Here is a 17,900-nt window from a genome sequence, read left to right on the forward strand (position 1 = left end):
AATGACTGCTTTATTAACAATTACAGTTTTAGTATTTATTTTAGTTGCCATCTGGCAAATGGTAAAGATTTTCGATTTAGCACAAGCTAAATCGGAATGCGACCAGGTAGCCACCGATAAAGACAACAAAATAAATGCATATTTAATGATGGGCTTCTTAGCCTTCATTTATATCATTACCATTGTATGTATAGTTAAGTGGGGAGATTTACCTTTACTGTCTAACTCTGCATCAGCACATGGTCCTACAATCGATAACTTAATGGCCATTTCATTAGTTATCATCTTTTTTGTTCAAACAGTGACTCAGTTCTTATTACACTACTTCGCATTTAAATACAAAGGTGAAAAGGGTAAAAAAGCATTATTCTTTGCAGATAACAACAAGCTAGAGGCTATTTGGACAATCATTCCTGTAATTGTATTAGCAGGTTTAATCATCTACGGATTGAACACTTGGGTAAACATCATGGGTGTTGACGAGAGTGACGACCCAATGGTAGTTGAATTATATGCACAGCAGTTTAACTGGACAGCACGTTACGCTGGTCAGGATAACACTTTAGGAAAGTCGAATGTACGTTTAATTGATATCGATAGAGCTAATATTTTAGGTTTAGATGAAGCTGATCCTAATGCTCAAGATGATATTATTGTAAAAGAATTACACTTACCAGTTGGAAAACCGGTATTATTTAAAATGCGTTCACAAGACGTATTACACTCGGCTTACATGCCACACTTTAGAGCACAAATGAACTGTGTTCCTGGTATGATTACGCAGTTTGGATTTACTCCAACTGTAACAAGTGAGGAAATGAGACAAAACCCTGATATGGTTGAAAAGGTTGCAAACATCAACAAAATCAGAGTAGAAAAAAGTGAAGCATTAGTTGCTAAAGGAGAGGATGCTTTAGATCGCTACGAATTTGATTACTTATTAATCTGTAATAAAATTTGTGGTAAATCTCACTACAATATGCAAATGAAAATTGTTGTAGAAACTCAAGAAGAGTTTGACGCATGGATTAAAGAGCAAAAGGAATTTAAAAACTCTCTTAACTAACAACCAATTAATAAAAAGATAAATACGATATAAGATTATGTCAGCACACGCAGATACTCACGCTCACGACGACCACGGACATCATCATAAAGAGACCTTCATGACGAAGTACATCTTTAGTATGGACCATAAGATGATTGCTAAGCAGTACCTTATTACTGGTACCATCATGGGAGTTATTGGGATTTTAATGTCTATGATGTTCCGTATGCAGATTGCATGGCCTGAAGAGCCAAACGTATTGTTTGAAGCTTTATTAGGTAAATGGGCTCCTGAAGGTGTAATGGATGCCGATATTTATTTAGCATTAGTTACTATTCACGGTACCATCATGGTATTCTTTGTATTAACAGCAGGATTAAGTGGTACGTTCAGTAACTTATTAATCCCGTTGCAAATTGGTGCTCGTGATATGGCATCAGGATTCTTAAACATGGTGTCATACTGGTTATTTTTCTTATCTAGTATCATCATGGTTATTTCTTTATTTGTTGAAGCCGGACCAGCTGCTGCAGGTTGGACTATTTACCCTCCATTAAGTGCTTTACCAATGGCTCAAGGTGGTTCTGGTATGGGTATGACCTTATGGTTAGTAGCCATGGCTATCTTTATTGCTTCTTCATTATTAGGATCACTAAACTATGTGGTTACGGTACTTAACTTACGTACAAAAGGTATGACCATGACAAGATTGCCATTAACTATTTGGGCATTCTTTATTACAGCTGTAATTGGTATCGTGTCATTCCCGGTATTATTATCTGCTGCACTGTTATTAATCATGGATAGAAGTTTTGGTACATCATTCTTCTTATCAGATATTTTCATTCAAGGTGAAGTATTACACTACCACGGTGGTTCACCAGTATTGTTCGAGCACTTATTCTGGTTCTTAGGTCACCCAGAGGTATATATCGTTATTTTACCGGCGATGGGTCTTGTGTCAGAGATTATGGCATCAAACTCGCGTAAACCAATTTTCGGTTACCGTGCGATGATTGCGTCTATATTAGCAATTGCATTCTTATCTACGATTGTATGGGGTCACCACATGTTCGTATCAGGTATGAATCCATTCTTAGGTTCTGTGTTTACATTCACAACCTTATTAATCGCCATTCCATCAGCAGTAAAAGCTTTTAACTGGATTACAACGATTTGGAAAGGTAACTTACAAATGAACCCAGCTATGTTATTCTCTATCGGTTTCGTTTCTACGTTCATTACCGGAGGTTTAACAGGTATTATTTTAGGAGATTCTGCATTAGATATTAACGTTCACGATACATATTTCGTAGTTGCTCACTTCCACTTAGTAATGGGTATTTCTGCTCTTTACGGTATGTTTGCTGGTATTTACCACTGGTATCCTAAAATGTTCGGACGTATGTTAAATAAAAACTTAGGATACATTCACTTCTGGATTACTGCAGTATGTGCTTACGGTGTATTCTTCCCGATGCACTTCATCGGAATGGCTGGTTTACCGCGTCGTTACTACACGAATAGTAACTTCCCATTATTCGACGATTTAGCAAACGTAAATGTTATCATCACCGTATTCGCTTTAGTAGGTGGTGTTGTACAGATAGCTTACTTATGGAACTTCTTCTATAGCATTTTCTATGGAAAGAAAGCAACTCAAAACCCTTGGAAATCGACTACTTTAGAGTGGACAACTCCGGTAGAACACATCCACGGAAACTGGCCAGGAGAGATCCCTCACGTATACCGTTGGGCTTACGATTACAGTAAACCAGGTCACGATGTTGATTTCGTTCCGCAAAACGTTCCGCTAAAGGATGGTGAAGAAGAACTTCAACACTAGACAAACAATATTAAAATACCAAAAAGGCCTTTCTAAATTTTAGAAAGGCTTTTTCTTTATATTTGCTTATGCCGAATAGCTTTCGGTATCTTTGCAGTACAGATTGAACACCATGAACGAAAACTTAGATCCCACAAACGAGCATTTCTCGCCTGAAGAAATGGATGTTGAAAAAAAGTTAAGACCCCTTAGTTTTAATGACTTTGCAGGTCAGGATCAGGTATTGGAAAATCTACAGGTTTTTGTTCAGGCGGCTAACATGCGTGATGAGGCTCTAGATCACACATTGTTTCATGGGCCTCCGGGATTGGGTAAGACCACTTTGGCACATATTCTGGCTAATGAGCTTAATGTTGGTATTAAAGTCACCTCGGGTCCTGTATTAGACAAACCAGGCGATTTGGCCGGATTGTTAACTAATCTTGATGAGCGTGATGTTTTGTTTATAGATGAGATTCATCGTTTAAGTCCGATTGTAGAGGAGTATTTATACTCCGCGATGGAGGATTATAAGATTGACATCATGATTGAATCAGGCCCAAATGCGAGAACTGTGCAAATTAATTTGAACCCGTTTACTTTAGTAGGGGCAACCACGCGTTCAGGGTTATTAACATCACCAATGCGCGCCCGTTTCGGTATTCAAAGTCGATTACAGTATTATAACACCGAATTATTATCTACGATTATCGAGCGTAGTGCATCCATTTTGAATGTGCCAATATCTATGGAGGCGGCTATTGAAATTGCCGGTCGTAGTCGTGGTACACCGCGTATTGCTAATGCTCTATTACGCCGTGTACGAGATTTTGCTCAGATAAAAGGAAATGGCCGTATCGATATTAAAATAGCCAAATTTGCACTTCAAGCATTGAATGTCGATGCGCATGGCTTAGACGAAATGGACAATAAAATTCTAACGACCATTATCGATAAGTTTAAAGGAGGGCCTGTTGGAATAACGACTTTGGCAACTGCTGTAAGTGAAAGTGCAGAAACCATTGAAGAGGTTTACGAACCGTTTTTAATACAGCAAGGGTTTATTATGCGTACGCCTCGTGGACGAGAAGTAACCGAGCAAGCCTACAAACATTTAGGTCGTGTTCGAGGATCAGTTCAAGGAGGATTATTCGAATAGTATATGTCATCCTGAACTGGTTTCAGGATTTTTTACAAATGAGTTCTAAAATCAAACATACACAATTGATTAAAACCGAAGCCAAACGCCTCGGTTTTTTGACTTGTGGCATTAGTCAAGCGGGATTTTTAGAAGCTGAAGCGCCTCGTTTAGAACGTTGGTTGAAGAAACAGATGCATGGCGAAATGCATTATATGGAAAATCATTTCGATAAGCGTTTAGATCCAACGAAACTAGTGGAAGGTTCAAAAAGTGTCATTTCTTTACTGTTAAATTATTATCCTAATGAGAGTCAGAAGGATGCTCAAGCTCCTAAGATTAGTAAATATGCTTATGGAACGGATTATCATTTTGTGATAAAGGATAAACTCAAAGATTTGTTGAATTTCATTCATGAAGAAATAGGAGAAGTTCATGGTCGTGCTTTCGTTGATTCCGCGCCGGTTTTAGATAAAGCTTGGGCAACAAAAAGTGGCTTGGGTTGGATTGGTAAGAACAGTAATTTATTAACACAGCAAGTGGGATCGTTTTATTTTATTGCCGAATTAATTGTCGATTTGGAGTTGGAATATGACTTACCCACAACCGACCATTGTGGAACCTGCACGAAATGTATTGATGCTTGCCCCACACAAGCGATTACCGAACCATATGTAGTAGACGGCAGTAAGTGTATTTCGTATTTTACCATTGAATTAAAAGACAATATTCCAAGCGAATTTAAAGGGCAGTTTGATAATTGGATGTTTGGTTGCGATGTTTGTCAGGATGTGTGTCCATGGAATCGATTTTCAAAAGCGCATTCAGAACCTTTATTTAATCCGCATCCGGAATTATTATCGATGACTAAACAAGACTGGGAAGAGATTACTCAGGATGTTTTCAGTAAAATATTTAAAAAATCGGCAGTTAAACGCACTAAATTTTCTGGTTTAAAACGAAATATAGATTTTTTAAAGTAGAGCAATAAGCATCAATATTCTATGTCTTTCAGCTAAAAAAGTACCATTAAAAACTTAAAAGATTAAGGCCTTACCTAATATACTATTACTATCTTTGCTTTGAAGTTAACTTATTAATTTATGAGCGAAGAAAGTAAACGTAGAGAGGCACTTATATATCACGCAAAACCTACTCCAGGTAAAATAAAAGTAGTTCCAACCAAAAAATATGCAACCCAAAGAGATTTATCTCTGGCATATTCTCCAGGAGTTGCAGAACCATGTTTAGAGATTGAAAAAGATAAAAACAATGCTTATAAATATACAGCAAAAGGAAATTTGGTTGCTGTAATTTCAAACGGTACAGCGGTTTTAGGATTAGGAAATATTGGTCCTGAGGCATCTAAACCGGTAATGGAAGGTAAAGGCTTGTTATTTAAAATATTTGCAGATATCGACGTTTTCGATATTGAGGTTGATACCGAAGATGTTGATAAATTCATTGAAACTGTAAAAAATATAGCACCTACTTTTGGTGGAATTAACCTTGAAGATATTAAAGCTCCTGAGGCTTTCGAAATCGAACGCCGATTGAAAGAAGAGTTGGATATTCCGGTAATGCACGACGATCAACATGGTACGGCAATCATTTCGGCAGCAGCTTTAATCAATGCTTTAGAATTAACAGGAAAGAAAATTGAAGAGGCAAAAATTGTAATAAGTGGTGCCGGGGCAGCAGCGATTTCATGTTCTCGCTTATACCAGGCTTTTGGTGCTAAACGTGAGAATATGGTGATGCTGGATAGTAAAGGTGTTATTCGTGATGACAGAGAAAACTTGTCTTCAGAAAAAGCCGAGTTCGCAACACATAGAAAAATTGATACATTAGAAGAAGCGATGGTAGATTCTGATGTGTTTATTGGTTTATCCATGGCGAATGTATTATCTCCAGAAATGTTATTATCTATGGCAAAAGACCCGATTGTATTTGCTATGGCAAATCCGGATCCGGAGATTAAATATGATTTAGCAGTAAAAACACGTAAAGATGTCATTATGGCTACAGGACGTAGTGATCATCCTAATCAGGTAAATAACGTTCTTGGCTTCCCATTCATCTTTAGAGGGGCATTAGATGTTCGTGCTACAAAAATTAACGAAGCCATGAAGATGGCAGCTGTTGAGGCTTTAGCTCGTTTAGCCAAAGAACCAGTGCCAGAACAGGTAAATATAGCTTACGGTGAAACCCGATTAACTTTTGGTAAAGAGTATATCATTCCGAAGCCATTCGATCCGCGTTTGATTGTTGAAGTACCACCAGCTGTTGCAAAGGCAGCTATGGAAAGTGGAGTGGCCAAAGAACCAATCACCGATTGGGAAGGATACCAAGACAAATTACGTGAGCGTTTAGGGTCTGATAATAAAATGGTTCGTTTGTTATTAAACCGAGCGAAACTAGATCCGAAACGTGTGGTATTTGCAGAAGCTGATCAGTTGCCAGTTTTAAAAGCAGCACAAATAGCTTACGAAGAGGGTATCGCGATTCCTATTTTATTAGGAAGAAAAGAAGCGATTCAAGAATTGATGGCAGAAATTGAATTTGATGCAGAAGATATTTTAATCATCGATCCTAAAACGGAAGAAGAAAACGAAAGAAAAGATCGATACGCTAAAGTATACTGGGAGCAACGTAAACGTCGTGGAGTAACCTACTATGCTGCGCAACGTTTAATGCGTGAGCGTAACTATTTTGCAGCGATGATGGTTAACTACGGTGATGCTGATGCTTTAATTTCAGGATATTCAAGAAGTTATCCAACGGTTGTAAAACCTATGTTAGAGCTTATAGGTATGGCTGATGGCGTGAAGCGCGTGGCAACAACCAATATGATGATGACTAAACGCGGGCCATTATTCTTGAGTGACACCTCCATCAATATCGACCCGGACACAAAAACATTAACAAAAATTGCACAAATGACCTCACAGGTGGTAAAAATGTTTGGATTAACACCGGTGATGGCCATGACATCGTATTCGAATTTTGGATCATCAGCAGATCCGAGAGCGTCAAAAGTACGTGATGCCGTAGCTTATTTGCACCGTTATTATCCGGATATGATTATAGATGGGGAATTACAAACCGATTTCGCTTTAAATGCTGAAATGCTTAAAGATAAATTTCCATTCTCTAAATTGGTAGATAAGAAGGTAAATACCTTGATTTTCCCAACCTTAGATTCTGCTAATATTACATACAAACTGTTAAAAGAGTTAAATGAAGCAGATTCTATCGGACCAATCATGATGGGGATGCGTAAACCGGTACACATCCTTCAGTTTGGAGCAAGTGTAGATGAAATTGTAAACATGACAGCGATAGCAGTCGTTGACGCGCAACAAAAAGAAAAGCTGGAGAAGGAAAAGCAAAGTTTATAGTGATACCATTCTAAATAATTTTACTACATTTGGAATGAAACCTATTGCTATAAATGATTACACATATTCAAGGGAAACTTGTAGAGAAAAACTTAACCGATGTTGTTATTGATTGTAACGGAGTTGGTTATTTATTAAACATTTCTCTGCATACCTATTCCGAAATTCCGGATAAAGAATTTTTAAAGTTATATACACACTTACAAATAAAAGAAGACGCCCATACCTTGTATGGGTTTTCTTCTTTGTTAGAACGCGAAGTATTCAGGTTACTTATATCGGTTAGCGGTATAGGAGCTAGCATTGCGCGCACCATGCTATCTTCATTAACTCCCAAGCAGGTTATTGAAGGTATTGCAGGCGAAGATGTGGCCTTAATTCAGTCCATAAAAGGGATTGGAGCTAAAACGGCGCAGCGCGTTATTATAGATTTAAAAGATAAAGTTCTGAAAATTTACGATATTGATGAAGTTTCTGTCTCTAAAGACAATACCAACAAAGATGAAGCGTTATCTGCTTTAGAGGTTCTTGGTTATGTGAGAAAGCAGGCAGAGCGTGTTGTTGAGAAGATTTTAAAGGCAGAACCAGAAGCAACCGTCGAAAATATAATCAAGCAGGCTTTAAAAAATTTATAATTCGATTTTGAATATAACTAACCTTATTTCTAAAAAATCAAACTACAGGCGTACACATGAACGCTTCAAAAGCTTTTTTTTAGCTTTTTCCTTATTATTTTCAGTAGTGCTTTGGGCACAGGATGCCGATTCACTTAAAACCGGTTTCAATTTAGGAACCATTAAAACGGCCAATCCAGAAAGTATTGAATCTAAATATACTTACGACCCGATAACGAATCGATACATTTATACCGAAAAGATTGGTAATTACAATATCAAGTATCCGGTTATCTTAACACCAAAAGAATACTACGACTTGGTGGCTAAAGAAAGCCTGAGGGAATATTATAAACAAAAAATTGATGCTTTCGATGGTAAAAAAGAAGGTGCAGAAGAAGCTCAGAAGAATCTCTTACCAGAGTTTTATGTAAAATCCAGTTTTTTTGAAACCATTTTCGGAAGTAATACTATTGAAGTTGTACCACAAGGTTCTGTGGAAATGGACCTAGGAGTTTTATTTTCCAAGCAGGATAACCCAACCTTTTCACCTCGAAACCGCAGTAATTTCACCTTTGATTTCGATCAGCGCATCAGTTTGAGTTTATTGGGTAAGGTGGGAACTCGTTTGCAGGTTAATGCAAATTACGATACGCAATCAACTTTCGATTTTCAGAATTTAATAAAATTGGAGTATACGCCTACCGAGGATGACATTATTCAGAAAATTGAAGTTGGTAATGTAAATATGCCATTAAACAGCTCATTAATTACCGGAGCGCAAAGTTTATTTGGGGTTAAAACACAATTACAATTTGGAAGAACCACCGTTACGGCAGTCTTTTCAGAACAAAAATCGGAAGCCAACCGAGTTATTGCTCAAGGCGGAGGGACTTTAGAAGAATTCGAACTATTCATTCGAGATTATGACGAAAACAGACACTTTTTCTTGGCGCAGTATTTTAGAGATAATTACGACAGAGCTTTAGAGAATTATCCGTTTATTAACAATCGAGGATTACAAATTACACGACTTGAAGTTTGGGTAACCAACCGAAGTAATAAAACCGATAACGTTAGAAATATTGTAGCCCTTCAGGATTTAGGGGAAACCGATAAAGTAGCATCAAATGTAAATGTATTTGCAGCACCAGGCGCTTCACCCGATAACAAAAATAATGCCTTCAACCCAACTGATGTTGGCGGGGCAAACTCACAGTTAAATGCTGCCATCCGAGATGTTTCAACCGTGCAATCCGGATTTAATATTACAGGAGTTAATGAAGGATTCGACTACGCAAAGTTGGAAAATGCAAGGAAGTTAATCAATGGTCAGGAATATACTTATAACAGTCAGTTAGGGTATGTTTCCTTAAATCAGCGTTTAAATAATGACGAGGTTTTAGCCGTTGCATTCCAGTATACGGTAGGTGGTCAGGTGTATCAGGTTGGGGAATTTGCAAATGATGGGGTTGATGCGACCGATGTAACCACAAACAGTTCTGGTCAGGTAACGAATGTGGTCAATACTAATTTGGTATTGAAATTATTGAAAAGTAGTATTACGAACGTAACACAGCCAATCTGGGATTTAATGATGAAAAACATTTACGATACCGGAGCTTACAATCTAAGTCAGGAAGATTTCAAACTAAATATATTTTATAACGAAGCGTCTCCGTTAAACTATATTAAACCGGTAAGCGGAAGTTTTGCTAAAGACATTTATGGAAATCCGGTTACGGGAAATACACCAGAAGAAGCACAACTTCAGAATATTCCGTTATTACGAGTATTTAATTTAGATAAGCTTAATTATAACAATGACCCGCAAACCAATGGAGACGGGTTCTTCGATTTTGTTTCGGGGATTACCGTTATTCCACAAAACGGTAAAATTATATTTACCAGTACCGAACCGTTTGGTGAGTACTTATTTAATGTTTTAGGTGATGGTGATTACGAAAATGATGCAAGTTATAACGACGATCAGAAAAAGTACGTATATAATGTGCTTTATAACAGTACTAAAACAGCTGCTTTAGAGCAGGTTGAAAAGAATAAATTCAAACTAAAAGGACGCTATAAATCAAGTGGAAGCGATGGTATTCCTATCGGGTCGTTTAATGTCCCTCGTGGTTCGGTAAAGGTAACAGCCGGAGGTCGTGTGTTAGTTGAAGGTATTGACTATACGGTAAACTATCAGTTAGGTCGCGTTCAAATTTTAGATGAAGCTTTAAAAGCATCGAATACACCAATTGAAGTGTCTACTGAAAATAACGCTGTGTTTGGTCAGCAAACCAAACGTTTTACGGGTATTAATATTGAACACAAATTCAATGAGAATTTTGTATTAGGCGGAACGCTTCTGAATTTAAATGAACGTCCGATTACCCAAAAAGCCAATTACGGTTCAGAGCCTATTAACAATACTATTTTTGGTTTCAACGGAAATTATGCGACCAAAGTACCGTTCTTTACACGCTTGGTGAATAAGTTACCAAACATTGATACCGATGTTGAATCGAATTTGTCATTACGAGGTGAGTTCGCATATCTGGCTCCGGGAGCACCAAAAGGCACAAATTTAAATGGCGAAGCAACTTCGTATATTGACGATTTTGAAGGTACTCAAAATTCCATCGATTTAAAATCGCAGCAATCCTGGTTTTTATCGAGTAGACCATTAGAGTTGAATGTGGCTACAAACCCAAATGAAGATCAAAATGGAATTCAGAATGGTTATCAGAGAGCCATGCTGAATTGGTATAACATCGATCCAATTTTTTACAGTGCACAACGACCAGATGGTATTTCAGATAACGATTTATCAAGTTTATATACAAGTCGTGTATTTATTAATGAGTTGTATCCAGAAAGAGATTTGGTACAGGGGCAGAATTCGGTATTAAACACTTTAGATCTGGCATATTATCCAACAGAACGTGGACCATACAATTTCGATCCAACAACGACCAATAATGAGATTAATAATCCGCAGGATTCCTGGGCGGGAATTACTCGTCAGTTAACCTCTACTGATTTCGAGCAACAAAATGTGGAGTATATTGAGTTCTGGTTACAAGATCCGTTTCAGGAGAATACAGCAAATCCGGGTGGAACATTAGTGTTCAACTTAGGCAATATTTCAGAAGATATTATTAAAGATGGTAAAAAGTTATACGAAAACGGCTTGCCAAGAGATGGCGATGTAAGTTTATTGAATCCAACCGAATGGGGAACAGTAGCACCATTAAACCAGTCGTTAATTTACACCTTTGATACTACAGGTCAGGAACGTACTAATCAAGATGTGGGTTACGATGGTTACGATGATTCAGAAGAGCTGTCTATTTTTGGTTCTAATTTTGGAGACGACCCTTCAAACGATAATTATACCTATTTCTTAAATGCTGAAGGCGGCATTTTTGAGCGCTATAAAAAATATAATGGTGTTGAGGGGAATACCCCAGATACATTTACTAATACCGATCGTGGTGCCAATACTCAACCCGATGTGGAGGATATAAATCGTGATAACACGATGAACACCATTGATAGCTATTTCGAATATGCTCTTGAAATTACCAGACAAAATTTACCGGAATCTAAAAGTGATTTCGATAATTTGCCAAGTTCAAATCCGCTAAAAGAATTTTTAAGAGATTTTAAAGAACGTCCAAGATCTTTACCTAACGGTGATAGTAAAAATGTAAGATGGTATCAGTTTAGAATTCCTATTAATGTGCCATTAGAAAAGTTTGACGATACGAATGTGCCAGAATACAAACGTTATGGAGGTATCACTGATTTTCGTTCGATTCGTTTTACACGTGTGTATTTAAAAGATTTTGTTCAGCCAACGGTATTCCGTTTTGGAACTCTTGAATTAGTACGTAGTGAATGGCGTCGTTACACACAGGCTTTAGATAAAAACGATCCGACTCCAGAAGATGCACAAACCGATTTTTCTGTTGGTGTTATTGGTACGATTGAAAACGAAGGTAGTTACCAACGTCCGCCGGGTATCGAACCCGAGCAGTTATTTAATAACAATACGGTAATAAATCAAAACGAACAATCGTTGGTGGTTAAAGTTTGTAATCTGGAAACTGAAGACGCCAAGGCCGTTTATAAAAATATTAATATCGATATGCGTCAGTTTAAACGTTTAAGAATGTTTATTCATGCTGAAGATGGTGAAGACGGTGTTGGTAATTTAGTAGATAACGATATTGTAGGTTTCATTCGAATGGGTAATGACCTTAACGAAAATTTTTATCAAATTGAAATTCCGTTACAGGTATCAACATCCACAACGCGAGCTGGCTTATGGCCGGAAGCCAATGAAATTAATTTGCCCATTGAAGTGTTAACCAAAGTTAAGGCACAGGGCTTAGCCGATATGTCGTTGACTAATGAAGATCCAACCTTTTACGATGTTGTAGATGGAGAAATTGTAGCGGTTACCGATCCGTATTCAGGATATGTTTCCGGGCAACATCGCGTGGGTATTAAAGGTAATCCGAATTTCGGGGATATCAGAACTCTTATGGTTGGGGTTAAAAATGCAACCACCAGTAACGATGTTTGTGCAGAAGTATGGTTTAACGAGTTACGTTTGTCAGACATGAATAACGAAGGTGGTTGGGCTGCTATCGTTAGTATGGATACCAATCTTGCCGATTTCATGAATATTAGTGCGACAGGAAGACAAAGTACTTCTGGCTTTGGAGGTATCGAGCAGGGGCCAAGTCAGCGTAGCTTAGAGGATGTGAAGCAGTACGACGTAGTGACTAATATTAACGTGGGACAGTTATTACCTAAAAAATGGGGAGTTCAGGTGCCGTTTAATTATGCGCAGAGTGAAGAGTTAATCACGCCAAAATATGATCAGTATTACGAAGATTTGACCTTAGAGTCCAGATTAGATGCAGCCGAAACGAATGCTGATAGAGACCGTATTAAAGAACAATCAGAAGATTATACCAAGCGTCAAAGTATCAACTTTATTGGAGTTCGTAAGATTAAAACCAATGAAGAAGAGAAACCGCATTTTTACGATGTAGAAAACTTGACTTTGAACTATTCTTATAATAAAGTTGAACACAGAGATTTCGAAATAGAGAATTCAGTAAATAAAACAGTACGTGCCGGAGCGAATTACGCTTATAATTTCGAGCCGTTCCGTATTGAACCCTTTAAAAAGAACGATTCTTTATTCACAGGGAAATACTGGAAACTGTTAAAGGATTTCAATCTGAATTTATTGCCATCAAGCTTTACGGTGAATACAGATATTAACCGACAATTTAACCGTCAGAAATATAGAGAAGTTGAATTAGGAGCGGGAAATATTGGTATTGAAGAATTGTTCAGAAGAAACTACACCTTCGATTTTCAGTATACCATTAATTACAACTTAACTGACGCTTTAAGTTTTAATTTTACGGCAGCTAATAACAATATTGTTCGTAACTATTTTAAAAACACGATTGCAGGTGAGCAGTTACAGGATCCGAGTTTAGATGTTTGGGATGGCTTCTTCGATTTTGGAGATCCAAACCGCCAAATGCAAAATCTTGGTGTCACTTACGAAGTGCCAGTTAACAAGATTCCGGCCTTGAGTTTTATTAGTACAACGTATCAATATAGCGGAAATTTTCAATGGCAAAAAGGTTCTGATTTATACGGTGAATTAGATGTTGATGGTGTGACTTATAATTTAGGAAATACGGTACAAAATGCCAATACGCACAACATCAATTCAAGTTTCGATTTAAACAGATTGTACAGAGAGATCGGCTTGGTTAAAAAGCCAATTGCGCGTACAAGTACGTCTAATATCAATAGAAATAATCCTCCGGGAACAGAGCAGAATCAACCTAAAAAGAATACGCAAACCGGAACGAAGTTTCTAAATGCTGGTATTGATGTGTTAACGTCAGTTAAACGTGTTCAAATAAATTATTCTGAAAATAATGGAACTTTTTTACCAGGGTATTTACAAACCCCAGGATTTATAGGGACTTTAAAACCAACTTTAGGATTTACATTTGGTAGCCAGAGCGATGTGCGATATTTGGCAGCTAGAAATGGATGGTTAACAGTTTTTCCAGAATTCAATCAGCAGTATTCAACAACAAATACAAAACAATTGGATGTCTCGGCGAGTTTAGAGCCGTTCAGAGATTTAAAAATAGACTTAGTTGGTAATCGTGCTTACTACGATAATTATACAGAAAACTACCGTGTAAATTCTGTTGGTGGAGAATACGAGTACGAGTCGTTAACGCCAAATAATTTTGGAAACTTTAATATATCTACTGTTCTAATTAAAACCGCGTTTAGCTCAAGTGATGAAAATTCGAGTGCAGCGTTTAACGATTTCAGAGCAAACCGTTTAACCATAGCCAGACGTTTGGCTCAGGAAAAAGGTGTAGACATTACCGATGTGGATGAGGATGGATTCCCTAAAGGTTTTGGTAAAAATAGTCAGGCGGTCTTGTTACCAGCATTCTTGTCAGCCTATTCAGGTCAGGATGCAAGTAAGGTGAAGACTACCGCGTTTAGAGATATGCCAATTCCAAACTGGGATTTAAAATATACAGGGTTCATGAAATTTGCCTGGTTTAAAAAGAACTTTAAGCGTTTCTCTTTAACTCATGGATATCGCTCAACGTATACGATTAATCAGTTTCAAACGAATTTAGATTACGTAAAACCTGATTTTTCTGTAGAATACGATAGCCAGCCAGCCGATGTTAAAAATCAATCTGGTAACTACAAAAATCAAACCTTGTATAGCAACATCAATTTAACGGAGATGTTTAGCCCTTTAGTGCGTATCGATTTTGAAATGAAAAATTCGGTAAAAATCTTAGCCGAGATTAAACGCGATAGATTACTGTCTTTAAGTTTCGATAATAATTTAATGACTGAAGTGCAAGGCAAGGAATATGTTATAGGTTTAGGATATAGAATTAAAGATTTAAGAATCCATTCTAACCTGGCAGGGCCAAGCAAGCGTATTGTTAGCGATTTGAATATGAAGGCAGATATTTCGGTAAGAGATAATAAAACCATCATCAGATATCTCGATTTAGAAAACAATCAGGTGACTTCTGGGCAAACCATCTGGGGACTTAAATACTCGGCCGATTATGCGTTCAGTAAAAACTTAACCGGTATTTTCTATTTCGATTATGCATTCTCAGATTATGCCATTAGTACAGCATTCCCGCAAACAACCATTCGATCTGGATTTACACTTCGATATAATTTTGGGAATTAACATAATAAGTGTTTGAATTTAGCTTTTGAATAAATACATTTGCCGAAACTAAAACTTTTAAATAATAAAAATGAATATTCCAGCAGAATTAAAATATACTAAAGACCACGAGTGGGTAAGTATAGACGGTGATGTAGCAACAATTGGTATTACAGATTTCGCACAAAGCGAGTTAGGAGATATTGTTTATGTTGAAGTAGAAACTGTTGATGAAACTTTAGAAGCTGAAGAAATTTTTGGAACGGTAGAAGCTGTTAAAACGGTATCAGATTTATTTTTACCATTATCAGGTGAAATTATCGAGTTCAACGAGGCTTTGGAAGATGCTCCTGAAACGGTAAACAGCGATCCTTACGGTGCTGGTTGGATGATTAAGGTAAAATGTTCAGATCTTTCTCAAGTAGAAGGTTTAATGTCTGCTGACGATTATAAAGCCCTTATTGGTGCTTAAGAAACAGCTGTTTTTAATAAGTGTTCTTTATACTTTAGCGTTAACATTTGTATGCTTAATGCGGCTAAAAGAACTTCCTGATGTGGGAATTTCAAATGCCGATAAAATATTCCACGGTATTACATATTTGGTATTAGCATTATTATGGTACGGTACTTTTTTGCTCAAGTTTAAGTGGTCCAGCGTAAAAGCTTTAATTTATTCCGCATTATTTTCAATAATTTTTGGTATAATTATTGAGGTATTACAAGGGATGGTAACAGTGACTAGAAAACCTGATTATGAAGATGTTATAGCAAATTCAGTAGGGGTTTTGTTAGCTGTAGGAATAGCGTTGTTATACAACAGAACACAGATTAAAAAAATATAAAGACTTGCTTTTTTGACAAATAAATAGTTATTTTAGCAATCCTGAAAAAACGAATTTAAATTATGGAACCTAAAAAGAATCCTAAAGCAAATGTTGGACGTAACAGTTCACTTTACTTTTTAGTTGGTTTAGCGTTAATGTTATTCTTAACAAACTTTGCAATCAACTATAAAACTTACGATGACAAAGAAATAGAAATTGGTATGGTGAATATGGATCAAGAGTTTGAAGAAGAAATTCCTCTAACTAACCAAATGGCAACACCACCACCACCACCACCACCACCAGCAGCTCCTGAAATTATTGAAGTTGTAGAAGATGAGGTTGAGGTTGAAGAAACTGTAATCGAATCTACAGAGGTAACGCAAGAAACTGAAATTGTTGAAGTAGCAGAGGTTGAAGTTGCGGATGCTGTAGAAGAAGATATAGAGGTTCCTTTTGCTGTAATCGAGAATGTGCCTGTTTTCCCTGGTTGTGAAAAAGAGAAAACAAACAACGATAAGAAAAACTGCATGTCTCAAAAGATCTCTCAATTTGTTAATAAGAAGTTTAACACCGATTTAGCTAGTGATTTAGGTTTATCAGGAAGACAGCGTATTAACGTAATCTTTAAAATTGACAAAACAGGTAATATTGTAGGTATTCGTGCCAGAGCACCACATCCAGGTTTAGAAAAAGAAGCAACGCGTGTAATTGGGTTACTTCCTAAAATGGAGCCAGGAAAGCAACGTGGGAAACCTGTAACCGTACCATATTCTTTACCAATCGTTTTCCAAGTACAGGACTAAGTTACTACGTTTAATACTAAACGTTTATAATATTAAAAACCCGTTACAGTTTTGTAACGGGTTTTCTTTTTTTGGTATGCTTATTGTGACTTTATCATAATATTAACATTTTAACTTTTAATAATTATGAGTCATTCAAAGAAAACTCACGATCTCATTCGGGAAAATGAGCAAAGCGTGAAAAAATCACAAAAGCATGAGGCTAATTTACAAAAAAACACGACCCTGTTTTTTCAAATTGGTTTAATAGTTTGTTTGCTTTCGGTATACGGACTTTTAGAAATGAAATTTGAATCAGAACTTCCAAAGGATTATGGAGATATTCCAGCTATTGATATTTCTGATGAAATAGCTATTGAAAACTTTAAAGTTTTGGATAAGAAACCTGATATGCCTGAAGCTCCAAAAGAGCCAAAGGAACCCGAAGTACCTGAAAATTTTAAGGATCCTAAAGTAGTAGATAATGATTCTGATGATAAGGAATCTGATAAGATTACAACTCCTGATGAGGAGAAGTCTTCTAGTGAAGATTTAGACGTCGGTGCTGTAAATGTTGTCGATGCGCCAACTGATGATGCACCTGTTGATTTTATAAGGGTAGAACAAGTACCTATTTATCCGGGTTGCGAAAATGAAAAAGATAACGAAGGACGTCGAAAATGCATGTCTGATAAGATAACCAAGCTCATTCAAAAGAAATTCGATACGAATCTGGGAAGCGAATTAGGATTGTCTGGTAAACAAGTTATTAGAACGCGATTCACTATTGATAAAAACGGAAAAGTAAATGATGTAAAAGTACGAGGGCCTCATTCTGATTTAGAAAAAGAGGCAGAACGCGTTATTGATTTTATTCCTGAAATGACACCAGGTAAACAACGCGATCGAAATGTAGATGTCATTTATGATCTGCCTATTATTTTTCAGGTTCAGGATTAAACGCTAAAAAAATAAATGAAAACCAAAAGCCG

The 17,900-nt window shown here is 37.0% G+C and carries 11 protein-coding genes; all 11 read left to right on the top strand.

Annotation, left to right across the window (positions count from 1 at the left end):
* Position 1 precedes the first annotated feature (1 nt).
* The 11 genes from ICJ84_RS14570 (at position 2) to ICJ84_RS14620 (ending at position 17,868) form a co-directional block, all read left to right on the top strand.
* The gene (locus tag ICJ84_RS14570) at positions 2-1,066 is read left to right on the top strand and encodes a cytochrome c oxidase subunit II (RefSeq protein ID WP_188217146.1); all 1,065 of its coding nucleotides are present in this window, start codon (positions 2-4) and stop codon (positions 1,064-1,066) included.
* Positions 1,067-1,103: 37 nt separating this feature from the next.
* Positions 1,104-2,894 (top strand): cytochrome c oxidase subunit I, encoded by a 1,791-nt coding sequence (locus ICJ84_RS14575; protein WP_188217147.1) that lies wholly within the window; start codon positions 1,104-1,106, stop codon positions 2,892-2,894.
* Between the two features lie 112 nt (positions 2,895-3,006).
* Positions 3,007-4,032 (top strand): Holliday junction branch migration DNA helicase RuvB, encoded by a 1,026-nt coding sequence (gene ruvB, locus ICJ84_RS14580; protein ID WP_188217148.1) that lies wholly within the window; start codon positions 3,007-3,009, stop codon positions 4,030-4,032.
* 38 nt (positions 4,033-4,070) lie between these two features.
* Positions 4,071-4,994 carry a tRNA epoxyqueuosine(34) reductase QueG gene (gene queG / locus ICJ84_RS14585; protein ID WP_188217149.1) on the top strand — a complete coding sequence of 308 codons (924 nt, stop codon included), beginning with the start codon at positions 4,071-4,073 and terminating at the stop codon, positions 4,992-4,994.
* A 120-nt stretch (positions 4,995-5,114) separates the two neighbouring features.
* Positions 5,115-7,412, top strand: a complete 2,298-nt coding sequence (locus tag ICJ84_RS14590; RefSeq protein ID WP_188217150.1) for an NADP-dependent malic enzyme — start codon at positions 5,115-5,117, stop codon at positions 7,410-7,412.
* A gap of 53 nt (positions 7,413-7,465) precedes the next feature.
* Complete coding sequence (gene ruvA / locus ICJ84_RS14595; protein WP_188217151.1) at positions 7,466-8,047, top strand: Holliday junction branch migration protein RuvA; 582 nt, start codon at positions 7,466-7,468, stop codon at positions 8,045-8,047.
* 25 nt (positions 8,048-8,072) lie between these two features.
* Complete coding sequence (sov, locus tag ICJ84_RS14600) at positions 8,073-15,320, top strand: T9SS outer membrane translocon Sov/SprA (RefSeq protein ID WP_188217180.1); 7,248 nt, start codon at positions 8,073-8,075, stop codon at positions 15,318-15,320.
* Positions 15,321-15,390: 70 nt separating this feature from the next.
* Positions 15,391-15,771 (top strand): glycine cleavage system protein GcvH, encoded by a 381-nt coding sequence (gene gcvH, locus ICJ84_RS14605; RefSeq protein WP_188217152.1) that lies wholly within the window; start codon positions 15,391-15,393, stop codon positions 15,769-15,771.
* A gap of 58 nt (positions 15,772-15,829) precedes the next feature.
* The gene (locus tag ICJ84_RS14610; protein WP_188217153.1) at positions 15,830-16,141 is read left to right on the top strand and encodes a VanZ family protein; all 312 of its coding nucleotides are present in this window, start codon (positions 15,830-15,832) and stop codon (positions 16,139-16,141) included.
* A 62-nt stretch (positions 16,142-16,203) separates the two neighbouring features.
* Complete coding sequence (locus ICJ84_RS14615) at positions 16,204-16,929, top strand: energy transducer TonB (protein WP_188217154.1); 726 nt, start codon at positions 16,204-16,206, stop codon at positions 16,927-16,929.
* 126 nt (positions 16,930-17,055) lie between these two features.
* Positions 17,056-17,868, top strand: a complete 813-nt coding sequence (locus ICJ84_RS14620; RefSeq protein ID WP_188217155.1) for an energy transducer TonB — start codon at positions 17,056-17,058, stop codon at positions 17,866-17,868.
* The last annotated feature ends 32 nt before the right edge of the window (positions 17,869-17,900 follow it).

This window comes from Aestuariibaculum suncheonense (genome assembly GCF_014596935.1).
Classification (GTDB): Bacteria; Bacteroidota; Bacteroidia; order Flavobacteriales; family Flavobacteriaceae; genus Aestuariibaculum; species Aestuariibaculum suncheonense.